The organism is Mesorhizobium sp. M0514, from assembly GCF_040321145.1.
Lineage (GTDB): Bacteria > Pseudomonadota > Alphaproteobacteria > Rhizobiales > Rhizobiaceae > Mesorhizobium.
Window position 1 is genome coordinate 18,997 of sequence record NZ_JAMYQZ010000025.1, and the last position, 16,685, is coordinate 35,681.

At 61.9% G+C, this 16,685-nt stretch carries 19 protein-coding genes and 1 pseudogene; 9 read left to right on the forward strand and 11 right to left on the reverse strand.

The genetic code is table 11. The features are described 5' to 3' along the window. Positions 1 to 27 precede the first annotated feature (27 nt). Positions 28 to 255 carry a hypothetical protein gene (locus tag NKI61_RS12905; protein WP_023671147.1) on the forward strand — a complete coding sequence of 76 codons (228 nt, stop codon included), beginning with the start codon at positions 28 to 30 and terminating at the stop codon, positions 253 to 255. A gap of 140 nt (positions 256 to 395) precedes the next feature. Here the strand turns inward: NKI61_RS12905 and NKI61_RS12910 are convergent, their stop codons facing one another. Both NKI61_RS12910 and NKI61_RS12915 read right to left on the reverse strand, forming a co-directional pair. Beyond that, on the reverse strand, positions 396 to 629 hold the full coding sequence (locus tag NKI61_RS12910) for a DUF680 domain-containing protein (RefSeq protein ID WP_352560353.1): 234 nt from the start codon (positions 627 to 629) through the stop codon (positions 396 to 398). Positions 630 to 815: 186 nt separating this feature from the next. Continuing rightward, on the reverse strand, positions 816 to 1,460 hold the full coding sequence (locus tag NKI61_RS12915) for a TetR/AcrR family transcriptional regulator (RefSeq protein WP_352560355.1): 645 nt from the start codon (positions 1,458 to 1,460) through the stop codon (positions 816 to 818). A 452-nt stretch (positions 1,461 to 1,912) separates the two neighbouring features. On the opposite strand from NKI61_RS12915, the gene NKI61_RS12920 reads away from it, so the two are divergent. After that, positions 1,913 to 2,410, forward strand: coding sequence for a hypothetical protein (locus NKI61_RS12920; RefSeq protein ID WP_352762533.1), 498 nt, complete (start codon positions 1,913 to 1,915; stop codon positions 2,408 to 2,410). A gap of 249 nt (positions 2,411 to 2,659) precedes the next feature. Here the strand turns inward: NKI61_RS12920 and NKI61_RS12925 are convergent, their stop codons facing one another. From NKI61_RS12925 to NKI61_RS12945, 5 genes are all read right to left on the reverse strand, one after another. After that, positions 2,660 to 3,694 carry a phosphotransferase family protein gene (locus NKI61_RS12925; RefSeq protein ID WP_023686454.1) on the reverse strand — a complete coding sequence of 345 codons (1,035 nt, stop codon included), beginning with the start codon at positions 3,692 to 3,694 and terminating at the stop codon, positions 2,660 to 2,662. Further along, positions 3,691 to 4,206 (reverse strand): MaoC family dehydratase, encoded by a 516-nt coding sequence (locus tag NKI61_RS12930; protein ID WP_280790513.1) that lies wholly within the window; start codon positions 4,204 to 4,206, stop codon positions 3,691 to 3,693. The genes NKI61_RS12925 and NKI61_RS12930 overlap by 4 nt, the downstream gene beginning before the upstream one ends. Next, a complete protein-coding gene (locus tag NKI61_RS12935; protein ID WP_352758850.1) occupies positions 4,203 to 5,018 on the reverse strand; it encodes an SDR family oxidoreductase in 816 nt (271 codons plus the stop codon). The genes NKI61_RS12930 and NKI61_RS12935 overlap by 4 nt, the downstream gene beginning before the upstream one ends. A gap of 169 nt (positions 5,019 to 5,187) precedes the next feature. Beyond that, positions 5,188 to 5,826 carry a hypothetical protein gene (locus NKI61_RS12940; RefSeq protein ID WP_352560357.1) on the reverse strand — a complete coding sequence of 213 codons (639 nt, stop codon included), beginning with the start codon at positions 5,824 to 5,826 and terminating at the stop codon, positions 5,188 to 5,190. Between the two features lie 289 nt (positions 5,827 to 6,115). Continuing rightward, entirely contained in the window at positions 6,116 to 6,385 is a 270-nt protein-coding gene (locus NKI61_RS12945; protein ID WP_352560359.1) for a DUF6471 domain-containing protein, read from the reverse strand. Between NKI61_RS12945 and NKI61_RS12950 the strand changes: the two are divergent. The 3 genes and pseudogenes from NKI61_RS12950 to NKI61_RS12960 all read left to right on the forward strand — a co-directional run. Next, positions 6,326 to 6,762: pseudogene (locus NKI61_RS12950) on the forward strand (transposase); the annotation flags it as partial. The gene NKI61_RS12945 and the pseudogene NKI61_RS12950 overlap by 60 nt on opposite strands. Positions 6,763 to 6,908: 146 nt before the next feature. Next, on the forward strand, positions 6,909 to 7,295 hold the full coding sequence (locus NKI61_RS12955) for a type II toxin-antitoxin system RelE/ParE family toxin (protein ID WP_352560361.1): 387 nt from the start codon (positions 6,909 to 6,911) through the stop codon (positions 7,293 to 7,295). Further along, the gene (locus NKI61_RS12960) at positions 7,282 to 7,674 is read left to right on the forward strand and encodes a helix-turn-helix domain-containing protein (protein ID WP_352560363.1); all 393 of its coding nucleotides are present in this window, start codon (positions 7,282 to 7,284) and stop codon (positions 7,672 to 7,674) included. The genes NKI61_RS12955 and NKI61_RS12960 overlap by 14 nt, the downstream gene beginning before the upstream one ends. 7 nt (positions 7,675 to 7,681) lie before the next feature. Here the strand turns inward: NKI61_RS12960 and NKI61_RS12965 are convergent, their stop codons facing one another. Further along, positions 7,682 to 7,915 carry a hypothetical protein gene (locus NKI61_RS12965; protein ID WP_352560365.1) on the reverse strand — a complete coding sequence of 78 codons (234 nt, stop codon included), beginning with the start codon at positions 7,913 to 7,915 and terminating at the stop codon, positions 7,682 to 7,684. Here NKI61_RS12965 and NKI61_RS12970 point away from each other — a divergent pair. From NKI61_RS12970 to NKI61_RS12985, 4 genes are all read left to right on the forward strand, one after another. After that, a complete protein-coding gene (locus NKI61_RS12970) occupies positions 7,914 to 8,081 on the forward strand; it encodes a YegP family protein (protein ID WP_352560367.1) in 168 nt (55 codons plus the stop codon). The two genes, NKI61_RS12965 and NKI61_RS12970, sit on opposite strands and share 2 nt — an antisense overlap. A 621-nt stretch (positions 8,082 to 8,702) precedes the next feature. Further along, positions 8,703 to 9,944 carry an acyl-CoA dehydrogenase family protein gene (locus NKI61_RS12975; RefSeq protein WP_352560369.1) on the forward strand — a complete coding sequence of 414 codons (1,242 nt, stop codon included), beginning with the start codon at positions 8,703 to 8,705 and terminating at the stop codon, positions 9,942 to 9,944. Continuing rightward, positions 9,847 to 10,149, forward strand: a complete 303-nt coding sequence (locus tag NKI61_RS12980) for a zinc-binding dehydrogenase (protein WP_352839720.1) — start codon at positions 9,847 to 9,849, stop codon at positions 10,147 to 10,149. The genes NKI61_RS12975 and NKI61_RS12980 overlap by 98 nt, the downstream gene beginning before the upstream one ends. Positions 10,150 to 10,160: 11 nt before the next feature. Next, positions 10,161 to 11,198, forward strand: a complete 1,038-nt coding sequence (locus NKI61_RS12985; RefSeq protein ID WP_023691846.1) for a zinc-binding dehydrogenase — start codon at positions 10,161 to 10,163, stop codon at positions 11,196 to 11,198. A 181-nt stretch (positions 11,199 to 11,379) separates the two neighbouring features. Here NKI61_RS12985 and NKI61_RS12990 read toward each other — a convergent pair whose 3' ends face one another. The 3 genes from NKI61_RS12990 to NKI61_RS13000 all read right to left on the reverse strand — a co-directional run bounded on the left by NKI61_RS12990 (position 11,380) and on the right by NKI61_RS13000 (position 16,667). Next, positions 11,380 to 14,511, reverse strand: coding sequence for an efflux RND transporter permease subunit (locus NKI61_RS12990; protein ID WP_023704042.1), 3,132 nt, complete (start codon positions 14,509 to 14,511; stop codon positions 11,380 to 11,382). Next, entirely contained in the window at positions 14,508 to 15,671 is a 1,164-nt protein-coding gene (locus tag NKI61_RS12995; RefSeq protein WP_352839702.1) for an efflux RND transporter periplasmic adaptor subunit, read from the reverse strand. The genes NKI61_RS12990 and NKI61_RS12995 overlap by 4 nt, the downstream gene beginning before the upstream one ends. 171 nt (positions 15,672 to 15,842) lie before the next feature. After that, a complete protein-coding gene (locus NKI61_RS13000; RefSeq protein WP_023671160.1) occupies positions 15,843 to 16,667 on the reverse strand; it encodes a MurR/RpiR family transcriptional regulator in 825 nt (274 codons plus the stop codon). Between the last annotated feature and the right edge of the window lie 18 nt (positions 16,668 to 16,685).

The window sequence follows — 16,685 nt, forward strand, 5'->3', positions numbered from 1 at the left end:
TGCTTCCCCCATCAGGGAGAACATACGATGCCGTCGAAAGCGCCGCCGAAGTCAGCTGGCAAGACGTCCGCCGTGCGCTCACTCGAACATGAGCAGCATCACGAGGTGACTGCCGAAGAGGAACTCGAGGAAGGCCTCGAGGACACGTTTCCGGCCAGCGATCCGGTGTCGATCACCTCGACCGCCATCCCAGGCGCGCCGGCAAGACCCGGCAAGGCTAAGACGGTGCCGGGTCGCAAACCGCGCAAGAAATAACCCGTTGGGCTACGCCAGGTTTGAACTCAGGAAAAGCCGACTTGCGCTGAGGAAATGGGGGCGCTGAGGAAAAAACGGGCGGCCGGGATTATCCTGCCGCCCTTAAATTAGTGGTTGTGCTGTGGTCGAGCCCGATCAACTTAGAACGTGCTCGGCACGATCCATGGGTTGATCTCGATGCCGAGACGCGGGCTCTTGGCCTTGACGTCGGACTTTTCGACCGAGCCGGTCACGGCGCAATCGAGCTTGGCATTGGTCGTGGTGTCGACGCAGGTGGCGGCGGGGGCCTGCTTGGTCGGGTGTGTGTTGTTGGCGGCGAAAGCCGAGCCGGAGAGAGCCAGCACGGTGGCGAGAGCGAGAAGGGTCTTGTTCATGTCTGTCTCCATCGGTTAAATTTTTTTCGTACATGTACGATACAACGTACACATACGTCCACCGAGATGGGTTTTCAAGTCGGAAAACGTACGCGTACGAAAAATCTTTTTGAACGCCGAAAATTGCGGCGCACTGACACAGCCGAAGCTGTCAGGCCGGACGTTGAATTGGAGGGGCGGGGATGCTCAGCAGTCGACCGGGGTCTCGGTCAGCGGCGGCACATTCTGAGTGCTGAGCGTGGCGAGTGTGAAATCGCACATCCGCGTCACGAAAGCCTGCGGATCCCCGAAGGGGTAGAACGGGAACGTGATCAAAAGCGAGATGGTGCCGTGGCCGACTGCCCAAAGCATGGTGGCGATGGCGCGCGGATCGCCCTGCAGCTTGCCTGCGGCAACGCAGGCCTCGACCCTGGATATCAGCGCTTTCATCGCCGGGTTGGCCTCTTCCATGTCCTCATAGCTTCTGCCTTCCGGCAGCTTGGTCTTTTCGGTCATGAACACGGTGCGGTATTCGTTGGGATTGCCGAGCCCGAAGGCAGAATATTCGGTCATCACCGCACGCAAAGCCTCGATCGGATCGTCGGAAGGGTGCTCCTCGATGCGGCGGGCAAGTGTTTCGAAGGCATCCTCGGCCAGCGCAAACAGGATGTCTTGCTTGTCGGCGAAGTAGGAATAGACCGACATCGGAGCATAGCCGACCCGCTTGGCCAACTTGCGGATGGTCAGCCCTTCATAGCCCTCTTCCTTGACGAGCTTGTGGGCTGCGTCGAGCAGTTCGGAACGCAGTTCGGCCTTTTGTTTCTCGCGGCGTTTCTGGACGCTCAGTGGCAAGATCCGGTGCCTTTGGTTGGTTGTGCATGACTAAATATATACGCTGTACGGAAACGGGCAAGGGCGCTGTCAGGGGCATCAAAAGGCGACCTCAAGCTTTCTCTCGAATAGTCGTGCCCGTTCTGGTCCATTTCGCCAGCATCTATGTCACAGCATGTGTAACCTGGGCGCACGCAGTCAACATCGGACTGTTACAAACAAAGCCTATTTGGCGGCTCTGCAAGAAATTTCGGTTTTGGGGGGCCTCTATGGCTGCGATAGAGCTTTCGTCCGGGCTGCCGGGCGCACATCCACTTTCTCATGGCGCAAGGCTAGCGCTCAGGCGGGTCGTGATAGTCGCATGGCTGGCGATCGCAATCGGCTTCGCCATGGAAGCGCTTATCTTGACTGCCGGATTTGCGGCAGGTTCGCACCCGGCGCCAACCCAGGTTCTGATAGACTTGGCGCAAGGCGTGACCTGGTCATTCTTCGTCTGCGCCGGCGTCAGCCTCGGCACGGCGATCACCAAGGTGCGAGCCTCGCTTGGCGGCCTTATCGCCATGATCTCGGGGCCGCTGGCCATGGGCATCGCCAAAGGTACGCAAAAGGTGATGGTGAGCGCGCTTGATGTATCGGCAAAGCCCGTGATCCTGTCGCTCACCACGCTCGGTATGTTGCGGGCGATCGAGTATGGCTTGCTGGGCTGGATGCTGGCTTCGCTGGCATCCAAGGAAGAACCTCGCTCGCTGCATTTCATGCTGGCGGGTGCCTTGGCCGGCGCGGTGTTCGGCGGCGGGATCACGGCGCTGACGATCGAGACCGCCGCAGCCAAGGACATTGCGCTGGCATTGCCGCAGGCTGTCGCCACCGGCCTCATTGAGATCGTGTTTCCGATCGGATGCTCGCTGGTCGTCTACATCGCCCTGCAAGTCAGCCGGCACATGAAGTTCATTTCCAGCGATGCGCGCTAGAGCAGGATGATTTCAGGTCGAATTGACCTGAAATCTGAATCCGGGTCTAATCAAATTGATAGAGCATGATGTCGTCCGAAAACCGCTTCACACTTTCGGCATCATGCTTTTTCTACAGACGGTGATCGGTTTGCGTCCTGTTTCCAGGCCGGTTGCCACCACCTCCGTATGGGCTTGCTCCCCGGTCGGGGAACGGAACTGATCCGATCTGTCATCAAATCGCGCCGACCACAATATCTCATTGTCGAGTCAGGTTCGGTCGATCAGCTTGGCGGCAAGGTGCGACAGCAGCTTCACCGCTTCGCCATAGGTCCTGGCCTTTTCGGGATTGGAGGCGTTGCCGTCGAGCGCCCGCTTGTAGACGCCCTGACAGATGGCCGCCAAGCGGAAGAAGGAGAAGGCGAGGAAGAAGCTCCAATTGTCGATGCCGGCCAGCCCGCGCCGACGGCAATACGCCGCGACATAGGCTTCCTCCAAGGGCAGGCCGAGGGCGGCGCGGTCGACGCCGCCAAGACCGCGAAAGCCCGAGGCGTGCGGCAAGCGCCATTGCATGCACTGGTAGGCGATGTCGGCAAAGGGGTGGCCAAGCGTCGACAGTTCCCAGTCGAGCACGGCCAGCACTTTCGGCTCATTGTGCGCGAAGATCATGTTGTCCAGCCGGTAGTCGCCATGCACGAGAGATTTTCGGCCGTCATCGGCCGGCATATGCGTCTCCAGCCAGGCGATCAGCCGGTCCATGTCGGCGACCGTGCCGGTCTCCGAGGCGCGGTACTGGCTGGTCCAGCGTGCCAGCTGGCGTTCGAAGTAATTGCCGGGTTTGCCGAAATCGCCGAGCCCGACCGCCTCGACATCGACATCGTGCAGGGCCGCCAGGGTGGCGTTCATGGCATCGTAGAGGGCGGCGCGCTCATCGTTGCCAGCGGCCTCCGGCACTGCCGGATCCCAAAAGATGCGGCCGTCGAGAAAATCCATGACGTAGAACATGCGGCCGATCGGCGTCGCCTCCGCCGACAGATGCAGCATCGCCGGCACCGGCACGGCGGTGCCGGCCAGCGCCTTCATGACAGTGAATTCGCGGTCGACCTGATGCGCCGATTTCAGCAACTGGCCCGGCGGCTTGGCGCGCAGGACATAGCGGCCGCTGGCCGCGGTCAGCAGATAGGTAGGGTTCGACTGGCCGGATTTGAATTTTTCGATTGCCGAAAGCCCGGCAAAACCCGGGATGTGCCCCTCGAGATAGAGCGCTAGTGGCGTCTGGTCCAGCGCGTTGGCGTCGCCACTCATGCGGTCTCCGGCTCACGCTCGATCAGCGTCAGCGTCAGCCAGCGCGCCGTCAGCGCCGGCTTCTTCGAGCCTTCGATCTCGATGGTCACGTCATGCGCCGTCTGCACCCAGCCCGACGGCCTGACCTTGACGTCGGCCAGCACGAAGCGGGTGCGGATGCGCGCGCCGGTCTTCACCGGCGCCAGGAAGCGCAGCGAATCGAAACCGTGGTTGACGCCCATCTTGCCCTTTTCCAGCGGCGGCATGGTCTCGAAGGTCATCGCCGAAAGCAGCGACAACGACAGGAAGCCATGCGCGATGGTGCCGCCGAACGGCGTCTCGTTTTTGGCCCGCTCGGGGTCGCAATGGATGAACTGGTGGTCGTCGGTGGCGTCGGCGAACTGGTCGATCATGGTCTGTGTGACCTCGCGCCATGGCGAGACGCCGACTTCCTTGCCGACGCTGGCCAGAAGCACATCGAGACTGATCGGTTCCACTGCGGTGTCCTCCCCTTGCCGCCGACCGCGGCTCATTCCTTGAACAATGTCAGCCCATGCTGCACCGACTGCCCGCCGTCGATCGGCAGGATGGCGCCGGTGACATAGGAACCGGCGCGGCTGCACAAATACAGCGTTGCGCCGCCGATGTCATCCGCCACGCCGATACGGCCGATGGGGACATGGCTGCCGACATGTCTGGCCTTTTCCTCGGTGCCGGTGGCAAAGGCGGTCATCCGGCTCTGGAAGGGGCCGGGCGCGAAGGCGTTGACGGTGATGCGCCGCGCCGCGAGTTCGATCGCCAGCGTGCGCGTCAGGTGGTGAACGGCGCCCTTGGACGCGGTGTAGGAATAGGCGTCGTCGGCCAGCGGCTGCGTGCCCATCACCGAGCCCAGGTTGATGACGCGGGCCGGATCGGCATCGCTGGCGGCGGCTTCCAGCAGCGGCAGCAATTCGCGCGTCAGATGGAAGACGGCGGTGACGTTGACGGCGAACACCTTGGCCCAGCCGCTATAGGGAAAATCTTCCAGCGAGGCACCCCAGGATATGCCGGCATTGTTGACCAGAATATGCAGCTTCTCGGTGCGCGCCTTGACCTCGCCGACCAGCGCGGCAATGCCTGCTTCGCTCGAGACGTCACCGGCAAAGCCTTCGGCACTGCCGGAGCCGCCGAGCCCGTTCAACTCAGCGGCGACCTTGACGCAATCCTCGCCCTTGCGCGAAGCGATCATCACGGTGGCGCCGGCTTGGACCAAAGCGGTCGCCACCATGCGGCCGATGCCGGTCGCGGCTCCCGTCACGAGCGCGGTCTTGCCGACCACTGAGAACAGGTCTTCGAGATAGCTCATCGCAGTTCCTCCGCGCCTTCCCCTTTGCCGTCTGGCAAACAGTTCGCGTTTGACAAGGCTATCCGAAGTACAGTCATCCTTGCAGGATAAATGTCGGATCTTATGTAGCAAACGCACCAAAGGCGGCGCGGTGATCGCGCGAGCGGAATGGGCCGCCGCCTTAGTTTGGCTATCCCGTCGGCGCTTCCGGCTCTTCGGCGGAATTGCCGTAGGCGTGATAGCGAGCCTTATCGGTATCGATAAAAGTCCGGCTCTTAGTTGTGAGCGTTTTCCAGTTGATGCCCCGCACGCGGCCATCGGTGGAATATCTGTGACAGAACCGCGTGAAGCACTGCGCTCCGTAGCCGTTTTCGTATATGGCAATCCCATAAACGTAGACGTTATGGTGGGGCAGGCAAAGGTCGGAGATAGCCAAGTAGTCTTCGCTGCCTTGCTGCATTTCTCCGTCAGGCTGCACGACGCGATCCGAATATATCGACGGGTGCGGGAAAGAGAAGTTACTTTGCCGTCGGGACGCGATCATCTCAACCCCATGCGAGCGAATCATCCTGACAACCAGGGTGACTTTGCGGGCGGGGAGCCGCCCCACATTTCTGAGGCGCACCTTCCCGATGACTTCTGCCCTACCGATCAACTGGTCGACACCGTCGGGCTCAACAGTGAGATAGGCGCGAAGCTCAAGTTTGGAGATTCCCTCCGCTTGGGTAAGCGCCTTGTTAGCGGCGATAGCGCCTTCCTCGGTATGTATGGCAGCGTCTCTGGCAAACTTGGCGGCGGCTACAGCAGCAGCGAAGGTGAAGAAACCCAACACAGCCCCAATGGTGGTCCAGTTCGCCGACTGTTGGGCGGCATCGGCAGCCTTCCATTGGGCGCACAGATCGGAGCTGCGATCATCGTGACCTGCTTGGCATGGGTCAGTGTAACCGGCGGGCACATTCGCTTGTTGGACTGGAGGCGGACTTACCTCAGCAGGCTTGCCTACGGTCTCTTGATGCTGTTCGGGACGTTGGCGTTCTGCACCCTTGCGCTCGTCTGGCGGTAATGCCGCTCCGAGTAATACTACTCCGCAAGCCGCAATGATGACGCACCGATAGCCTCTAAGCATTGCACCAAGAACGTTGCACTAAAGCCCCCCGGCTTATTTTGTTGTTTAAGTTACGCTCTGTTTCGTGAATGTCCATAGTCGCCAGCTTTTCCGTCATCTGGGCACAGGTGACACCCTTCCGCGGCAATACGGCCTTCAGAAGGTTCTTTGCTCTCGTCTCGTATTCGACGGGGGTCGTCCTTACGTGCCACAGCGTCGCCACCGCCGCGTTGTCATCGCTCTGCGCGATCGCGCTGGCCGCACCTTGACGTTCATCCGCCACGGCGAAGGTGAAGGCGTTGACATTGCCCGCGCTCGCATCCTGGCCGGTTCAAGCTGTTTGCAGACGAGGCGAGCCATTGGACGTGTTGGAAAGCGAGTTTGCCTCGACCCGCATCAACCACTCGGAAAGCTACAGCGACGGCCACGGCAAGCATACCAGCATGGTGGAGAGCTATTTCAGCCGCCTTCGCCGCATGGTCGCCGGGCAGTACCACAACGTTTCACACCGCTACCTCTACCAATATGCCAACCAGGCAGCATGGCTTGGAGACCACCGTCGCCGGTCGAATGGCGGCAACGCCTTCGCCCTGCTTGGTGTCGCGCTCAATCATTCGGTTAGCCGTTTGCGCCGGATACTGGCAGCGCAACGTTGCTTGACATTTTATGCTAGTTCTGGCATCAAGCTCGAAGCGCGAGGATATCTCGCGTTAGTGCGGGGGCAAACTCGCGGCCAGTTAAAACGCAAGGGGATACTCAAATGCTGAAAAAACAATATTGGAAAATTACAGCAACGGGGACGACACATGAAAAGGCAGGTTCTCTATATCGCATCAAGTGAAAAAGATCTGAATCAGTTCCCAATTGAAGTAAAACAGGAGGTTGTGTTCGCACTTAGAGTTGCGCAGGACGGCGGCAAATCTCGCTACGCAGTCCCGATGGTGGGTTTTAACGGCGCATCAGTGCCGGAGATAATCTTGAACCATAATGGTGACGCCTACAGAGCCGTTTATACCGTTCGCTTCAAAGAGGCCGTGTATGTCCTGCATGCATTTATGAAGAAGTCTAAGGTGGGCAGTGAGACTCCACGTGCAGATATGAACCTGATCCGCAGCAGGCTGAAAGAAGCCGAGGCGCACTATCAGAGGTATTTCGTGAGGAAGATCGAGAGGCAGCAAAATGGTGACACGTAGAGGAGATGAAAAGGTCGTTGAAAGTTCAGGTGACGTCTATCGTGATATGGGGATTGAACTTACCCCAGAAGAGACACTAAAGGTCGAACTGGCACTTGAATTTACTCGCATTGTGAACGCTCGAGATTACACCCAGCGCGAGGTTGCGACCATAATTGGAGCTGACCAATCCAAGGTCTCAAACATTTTGAGAGGAAAAATCAAGGATTTTTCCATAGAGCGCCTACTTCGTTTTTTGCTGGCTTTGGGTACGGATTTCGATGTCCACCTATCGCCAACGAAGAACGAGGGGAAGATCGTTTCCATATCTAAGGAGTCTCGGGAGAAACCCAGAGAAGGTAGCGTGAGGGTTTATGCAAACGCGGCGGGCTGCCGATAAGCTTAAACTAGCTACCCAATAATCGGCGGACAATTTCCGGAAATAGTCCGCCGGTCGGGATGCGGATTTTGGCCTGAACCTCGCCTTGAAAGCGAGCCCACGTCAGCGATTTGATGCGCTCTTTCGCCTCTTGGGGCGAGCGGGCCATAACTTCGATACCCCATTCCGTGCCGTCATGCCGGTACTCGAACAAGTATCGGTTGAACGCAACGTCCGAGCCAGAAAAGGATGAATCGGACATGTGGTACTACCTTTATAAAGATGTCGCCGGCCAATACCGGTGGACCCTGTATGCAGCCAATAACCTGAAAATCGCCAACTCAGGCGAAGGCTATTGGAACCGGAGCGATTGCCTTTCAGCAATCAATCTCGCGAAAGGTTCGGGGTCAGCACCTATCAAGGAGTAACTGACCCCGATTTGTAAGCACTTCTGAAATCGGCCCCGTTTGCACCGGGGTCGATTTTTTGATTGTAGGGCGATATTATGAATAATCAACTATCTGATCGGCTGCTCACTGCCGCCTCGCCCATTTCTTCGCGCCGCTAACGCTCTCCGCTAGCTTTGGCTTTCCGCCTTCGCGCACTTTCGCGGTGTTGACACACTGCCTGACCCGCTCGACCAACGACGGTTCCCAACCCTTCATTGCGACAATGCGCTGGGCAGTCTCTTTGTTGACCTTGCTGCCGTCCGCCTCGCATTTCAGAATCAGTCGTCAAAGCTCTCCCTTGCGCAAGCGGCTTGGCTGGCGTCGCAATGGCGTGATCTGCGACGGGTCAAGGATCAGCAGCACCGATCAATGTGGGGAAGCTGGTGAGCCAGGTTCGTACCCTTGAACCGGACAAGATAGTTCGGAGCGCTTGGCGAATAGGGTGTTGATGGCGTGTTCGTTTTCGAGACGAACGGACGATAGGGCCAACTCTTGGCATCCCCAGATTATATGGATCCCACCCTTTAGGTCGCGCGGGAAGTTGGTGCGTTTGCTACATAAGAACGTAAATATCCGGCCAGCATGAAGGGTTAGCGAGCGATGAACGACATGAATCTCGGCATGACCGAGCGGCTGAAGCCGATCCACGCCCGCGTCGCCGCCATGGTGCGCGACGAGATCATGCCGCTCGATCATGAGTTTTTGAGCGAGGTCGGCAAGGGCGGCGACCGCTGGGTCTATACCGCGCGGCAGACCGAAATCCTCGAAGGGTTGAAGAAAACGGCCAAGGAGCGCGGCCTGTGGAATTTCTGGCTGACCGGCTCCGAGCGCGGCTATGGGCTGTCAACCGTCGAATATGCCTATCTGGCCGAGGAGATGGGCAAGGCGCATCTCGGCGCGGAGACCTTCAATTGCTCGGCGCCCGACACCGGCAATATGGAGGTGCTGGAGCGCTATGGCTCGGAGGACCACAAGCAGGCATGGCTGGCGCCGCTGCTCGAGGGGAAAATCCGCTCGGCCTATCTGATGACGGAGCCGGATGTCGCCTCCTCCGACGCCACCAACATCGCCATGCGCTGCGAAAAGCAAGCCGGCGACTATGTACTCAACGGCGAGAAATGGTGGGCGTCGGGGGCCGGGGACCCGCGCTGCGCCATCTATGTCGTCATGGTTCGCACCGGCGGCGAAGCCGAGCCGCAGCACCGCCGCCACTCGATGATCCTGGTGCCGTCCGGCACCAAGGGCGTGACCAAGCTGCGGCCGATGCAGGTCTATGGCGACGACGACGCGCCGCATGGCCACATGCATCTTCGCTTCGACAATGTGCGGGTGCCGGCCGGAAACCTGATCCTCGGCGAGGGCAGGGGGTTCGAGATCGCCCAGGGGCGGCTTGGCCCCGGCCGCATCCACCATTGCATGCGCGCCATCGGCCAGGCCGAAATGGCGCTGGAGATGCTGTGTCAGCGCTCGGTGCGCCGCGAGGCCTTCGGCCAGCCCTTGGCCAGGCTCGGCGCCAATTTCGATATCATCGCGGAGTGCCGCATGGAGATCGAGATGGCGCGGCTGCTCTGCCTCAAGGCGGCGTGGATGATCGACCAGGGCGATGCGCGCGCAGCCGCGCCCTGGATCAGCCAGATCAAGGTCATCGCACCGCGCGTCGCGCTCAAGGTCACCGACGAGGCCGTGCAGATGTTCGGGGCGCAAGGCATCAGCCAGGACACGCCGCTGGCACGCTCATGGACGCATCTGCGAACCCTGCGCCTCGCCGACGGGCCGGACGCCGTGCACCGCCGGCAGGTGGCGCGCACGGAGCTCAGGAAATACACGCAGGAAAGGGTCTGAGTGGATGAAAACCCTCATCGCCCGCGATTTCGCGCCGCTCGACCAGCTCGTCCATGCCGACAATCTGAAGGAGCTGGTCGGCTGGCATCGCGCCGGCAAGGTTCGGCCGGCCATCGAAGGCACTTATCCGCTGGCCGATGCCGCCGCCATGGTGACGCGCGTGCTTGGCCGTGGCGCATCCGGCAAGCTCATCCTCAAACTGTAAGGAGCCCCGCCATGGCGATCCCCTCAGACATGAAAGCACTGCTGCTGACCGGCGACGGCTACACCAGGACGCCCTCCGGCAGTGCGCTGGAGGCGATGGAGCCGTATCTCAAGCTTGGCAGCATCGGCGTGCCGACGCCCGGACCGAGCCAGGTTCTGATCAAGGTCAGCCTCGCCTCGATCAACCCGTCCGACGTCATGTTCATCAAGGGCCAGTACGGTCAGCCGCGCGCCAAGGGCCAGCCGGCCGGCTTCGAGGGTGTCGGCACGGTCGTTGCCAGCGGCGACGAGCCCTATGCGAAAAGCCTGATCGGCAAGCGCATCGCCTTCACCACCGGCGTCACCAATTGGGGCGCGTGGGCGGACTATGCAGTTGCCGAAGCTGCCGGCTGCATTCCGCTGCTCGACACGGTCCGCGACGAGGATGGCGCGGCGATGATCGTCAACCCGCTCACGGCGCTCGCCATGTTCGACATCGTCAAGGAGACGGGCGAAAAAGCCTTCATCATGACCGCCGGCGCCAGCCAGCTTTGTAAGCTGATCGCGGGTCTCGCCAAGGAGGCTGGGTTCCGGCCGATCGTCACCGTGCGCCGCGACGAGCAGATTCCGCTGTTGAAGGAGATCGGGGCTGCCCATGTGCTCAACGAGAAGGCGCCGGATTTCAAGGCAGCACTACGCGATGTGGTCAAGGCCGAGCAGCCGCGCATCTTCCTCGATGCCGTGACCGGGCCGCTGGCCTCGGCGATCTTCGACGCCATGCCGAAGCGCTCGCGCTGGATCATCTATGGACGGCTCGATCCGGACACCACTGTCATCCGTGAGCCCGGCCAGATGATCTTCCAACACAAGCACATTGAAGGCTTCTGGCTGGTCGAATGGATGCGCCAGTTCCGCGACAAGCGCGGCCCGGCGATCATGGAAGCACAGAAGCGCTTTTCGGATGGGCGCTGGTCAACCGACGTGACGGCGGTGCTACCGCTGGATGAGGCGATGGCGAAGGCCCCGGCGGAGCTGGCCAAGCCGAACGGGAAGGTGTTTATTAGGCCGTGACTTTCTACCCTCCCCCTTGTGGGGAGGGTCGACGAAAGAGCAATTTTGCTCGTTCGTCGGGGTGGGGGTCTTGGCTCCACCTCTGTTATTCGCGGGAGCGCTGGACCGACGTTAGTTGGCGCTGCACCCCCACCCCGGACCTGCGGTCCGACCCTCCCCACAAGGGGGAGGGTAAGCGGAGCTACTCCGCCGGCTCGACATTGGCGTACGCCGCTTCCTCAAGCTCCCGCTTCAGCCTCGCTTCCTCATGCGTCTTCGGCGTGACGAAGCGGCCGAGCAGGAGGTAGGCGACCGGGGTCAGGAACAGCGTCGAGACGGTGGCGAGACCCAGCCCGCCGACGATGACCCAGCCGAGCGCGATGCGCGCTTCGGCACCGGCGCCGGCGGCCAGCACCAGCGGGACCCCGCCGAGGATGGTGCAGATCATCGTCATCATCACCGGCCGCAGGCGGATGATCGAGGCCTGCTCGATCGCCTCGCGCACGCCGAGGCCGCGGTCGCGCAGCTGGTTGGCGAATTCGACGATGAGGATGCCGTTCTTGGCCATGACGCCGACCAGAAGCACGAGGCCAATCTGGCTGTAGGCATTGAGGCTGGTGCCTGACAAAAGCAGCGCAAAGATTGCGCAGGCAAGGCCGAGGGGGACCGTCGCCATGATGATGACGGCGCTGACGAAGCTTTCGAACTGGGCGGCGAGCACCAGGAGGATGATGACCAGCGCGAAGCCGAAAATGGTGATCATGGCGCTGTTGGTCTCGCCGAGCGTCGCGGCTTCGGCCAGCGGCAGGACGCGGCTGCCCGGCGGCAGCAGCGGGGCGGCGATCTGCTCGGCAACGCCGAGCGCGTCACCCAGTGCGAAATTGCCGTTCAGGTTCGAGGTGATCGCCACCGAAGGCTGCTGCTGTTCGCGGGTCAGCGACGGCGGCACGGCGCGCTCGGTCAGCGTGGCGATGGTCGACATTGGCACGAAGCGGCCGTCGGCGGTCTTCAGGAAGATGTTTTCCAGATCGGTCGGATCATTGATCGGGTTGGTGGTCGAGACCAGCTTCACGCCATAGCTGCGGTCGGCGATGTAGACATCGACGACATCGTTGCCGTCGAGCATCGCCTGCAAGGTGTTGGCGAGCCCCGATATATCGATGCCGAGATCGGAGGCGCGCTCGCGGTCGATCGCCACCGCCAGCTGCGGCTGCGTCGGGTCGATGGAAAGCCGCGGCGTCTGGAAGCGCGGATCGGCCTGCATCCGGGCGATGATCTTCACCGCCGCGTCGCCGAGCGCCTTGCGGTCGTTGCCGACCAGCGCGAATTGCAGGCCGTTGCCGGCGCCGCGAATGCCGAGGCTATTGGCCTGCACCGGGAAGATGCGCACGGATGGCACCTGCCGGGTCAGCTGGCTTATCTGCGCCATGATCTCCTGCTGGCTGCGCGTGCGCTCGTCCCACGGCGCCAGCGTCATCACCATGAAGCCGGAATTGTAGGCGCCGTTCTGGCCGGCGTTTTCGAAGGTCGAGACGATCTCGCCGGAATCGCGCAGCGGCTGGATCAGCCTCTCGATCTTCTGCATCTGCTGCGTGGTGTAATCGAGGCTGACGCCTTGCGGCGCGTTGATGCGCAACAGCACGACGGCGCGGTCCTCGCTCGGCGTCAGTTCCTGGCGGATGGTGCCGAACAGGCTGAAGGCGACGCCCGCAAACAGCACCGCAACCAGCAGCACGATCCACGGCGCGCCGAGGCAGGCATGCAGGGCGCGCTTGTAGGCCGCGTTCAGCGCGCCACCGACGCGCGCGCCAATGCCGTGACCGCCTTCATGGTGGAGCGATGCGCCGGTCAACATGCGCGAGGCCAGCATCGGGCACAGCGTCAGCGCCACCACGCAGGAGAGCAGCACCGACATGGCGAGGACGAAGCCGAATTCGCGAAACAGGCCGCCGGTCTGTCCCGGCAGGAAGGAGATCGGCACGAAAACGGCAACGAGCGTCAGCGTCGTGGCGATGACTGCGAAGAACACTTCTTGGGCGCCGAGCACGGCGGCGGCACGAGGCCCCATGCCTTCGTTGCGCCGTCGCACGATGTTTTCCAGAACGACGATGGCGTCGTCGACGACAAGGCCGGTTGCCAGCACCAGCGCCAGAAGCGTCAGGATGTTGATGGAGAAGCCGGCGAGATAGATGGCGGCGATGGTGCCAATCATGGCGACCGGCATTGACAGACCAGGGATCAGCGTCGCGCGCCAGTCGAGCAGGAAGATGTAGATGACGATCAGCACCATGGAGATCGACAGGCCGAGCGCGATCTCGACCTCGTGCACGGCGCCGTTGACGAAGACTGCGTCGTCGCTGGTGATCTTGATCGACATGCCCTTGGGCAGGTTTTCCTGCAGCTTGGCGACGGCTGCCTTCACTCCGGTGGAAATATCCAGCGTGTTCGATTCCGCCTGGCGGATGATGCCAAGGCCAATGCCGGTCTTGCCGTCGGAGCGCAACGAGGTCTGGCCGATGTCGGGACCGAGCGTGACGGTGGCGACGTCGCGGATGCGCGTCGTGCCGCCGATGATGATGTTTTCGAATTCTTCCGGCGTCGTCACATCGGCCGTGGTGCGGACGATGAGATCCTGGTTGGTGGTGGTGATCGAACCGGCTGGTGAATCGAAAGCGACCGAGGCAAGCGCTGCCCTCAGATCGGCCACAGTGAAGCCGAGGCTGGCGAGCTTGTTCTGGTCGACATCGATGCGGAAGATCTTGTCGCGGTCGCCATAGACCTGAACGTCGGCGACGCCAGGCACGGCAGCCAGTTCGTCCTCGATCTGGTCCTGGACGATCACCGTCATGTCCTGCACCGACATGGTGTCGGAGGTGACGGCCAGTCGCATCACGGCATCGGAATTCGCATCGGCCTTGACGATGCGCGGCGGGTCGGCGGTCTCCGGTATCATGTTGGCGACACGGCCGACCGCGTCGCGCACGTCGGAGGCGGCGACGTTCAAATCGACGCCGTCGTTGAACTCGATGGTGACGCGGCTCTGGCCGAAGGAAGAGGTCGACGAGATCGACTTGACGCCGGAGACGCGGGCGACCGCGCCCTCGATGGTGTCGGTCAGTTCACGGTCGACGGTTTCGGCGGCGGCACCCTCGAAGGCCGTCGACACGGTGACCACGGCGCGGTCGACATCGGGCAGTTCGCGGATTTCGACGCCATAGAAAGCGGCAAGGCCGGCCACTGCGATCAGCGTGTTCAGCACGAAGGCCATAACCGGCCTGCGGATGAAGAGTGCGGTGAAGCCGGTTTCGCTGGCGGTGCTGACGGGTGCAGTCATGAGCCTTCGGCAGCTTCCGCGGCGCGCTGATCCTGGCCGGCGATGCGGACCGCGCCGCCTTCGCTGACGCTCTGGGTGCCTTCGGTGACGACCATGTCGCCATCCTCGATCTCAGCGTCGACCAGCACCGTCTCAGTGTTGCGCTGGATGATGCGCACGGGAACGCGCTTGGCCTTGCCGTCCTCGATCTGCCAGACATAGGCGCCGTCGGAACCCCACAGGATTGCCAGCGGGCTGACGGCCGGATAGGTGTCGCCGGGGAAGCGCATGGTGATGCCGAACGACATGCCGGCGCGCAGCGAATCCGCCGGATTGGCGATTGCAGCCTTGACCAGCAGGGTGCGGCTCTTTTCGTCGATGTGGTTGTCGATGGCCGACACAGTGCCGGTATAGGCCTTGCTCGGATTGGCGATCGGCGTCGCCGACAGTTGCGCGCCGACCTTGACGGCGGCGGCGAAGCGCTCGGGCACCAAGAAATCGACCAGGATGGAGGAGCGGTCGTCAAGCGTGGCGATCGCCGACTGGCTGGTGACGTAATTGCCGGCCGATATCGGCAGGATGCCGACCGTGCCGGCGATAGGGGCGACGATCGAACGACGCTGCAAGGCGAGTTCGGCATCCTGCAGCGCCAGTTTGGCGCCGGCCAGCACCACTTGGGCATCGGCGACGGCGACCGGGGTCGCGGCGTTGGAGGCCCTCAATGATTTCACCCGCTCGAGCTTGTCCTGGGCATCCTGCAAGGCGAGCTTGGCACGATCCTGCGAGATCACCTCGGTCTCGGAATCGAGAACAGCGATGATCTGCCCCTTGTCGACGCGGGTACCGGACTGGACGAGGAATTCAACCAGCCGGCCGGAGCTGTACGGGTTGACCGTCACCGAGGCATTGGCGCGGCCGGTGCCGATCGCCTGCAGGCGATCGTTGATGGTGGCCGTGCCCGCCGGCAAGGCAACGACATTTGCCGGCCGGCCGGCAGCGTTGCGACCGCCTGCCTGTTTCGTCGTGTCGACCGCGCCGGTTGTGGCGGGCGCCGAAGCATAGGTCCAGTCGATGCCCCAGCGTGCCAGAACCTCCGGCGCGCCCGGGAAGAATCGCGCCCAGGCGAGGACAGCCGCGACCAGGATCACAAGCGCAAAAACGATCTGTTTCCAGGCGACCATCGACACTCCGGTTGGCAAAACGTCTACGGGTTTCGCCAAGCAAAAAAACGCGCAGCGACGCACCCGGTATGTGCGAAGCCGCCGCAATATCATGGCTTTATGGCAATTCTGCCGCTTCCATGCACATTAAATCTGCGTAATTTTGCGCACCTGCGGCGGGGATTGAACGTGTCAGCGCAGGCTTTCGAGGTCGCGGATGCGCCTGGCGCTGTCGGCCTCGAGCTGCCTCGTGACGGCGCCGATCAGCGTCTCGGCGACAACGAACAGAGCGGCCGAAGAGTCCCACGCCGAAGGCACGGCGGTGCGTCCGGCAATGACATGGCGGGCGAAGCGGGCGATCGGCGATAGCCACTGGTCGGTGAACAGCACGATCTGAACGCCGCGCTGATGCGCGGTCTGGGCAAAGCGGACCAGACTGTCCTGGTAGCGCCTGATGTCGAAGATCACCAGCACGTCGCGCTTGCCCATGTCGATCAGCCGGTCGCGCCAGATGCTCTCCTGGCCGGCAAGGTGATAGACATCGGGCTGGATGATGGCGAGATGGGCGGCCATGTAGCGTGCCAACGGATCGGTGAAGCGGCCGCCGATCAGGAATGTCTTGCCGCGCCGGTCGGCAAGCCTTGCGGCGATGTCGGCAAGCTGTCTGTCGGAGAGATGCCTGAAGGTCTCACGCATATTGTCCAGCGTCGCCTCCAGCATTGGCGATACTGCACCGCTTGGGGAGGCCGGGTTGAGCGTGCGCGATGCCGGCGACTGCAATTGCGCCGCCAGTTCGTCCTGCAGCGCCGACTGGAATTCGGGATAGTTCTGGAACCCCAGCCTGGAGACAAAGCGCAGGATGGTCGGCGACGATACGCCGGCGGCGGTCGAGAACTCGGCGACCGTCTTCAGCCCGATCAGCGGATAGTTCGCAATCAGTGTCTGCGCGGCGCGGCGCTCGCCGGCCGGCATCGTGCCGATGCGGTCCGAAATCAGTTCGGCAATGCTGGAAATCATCGTTTTCCCCACCCCTGA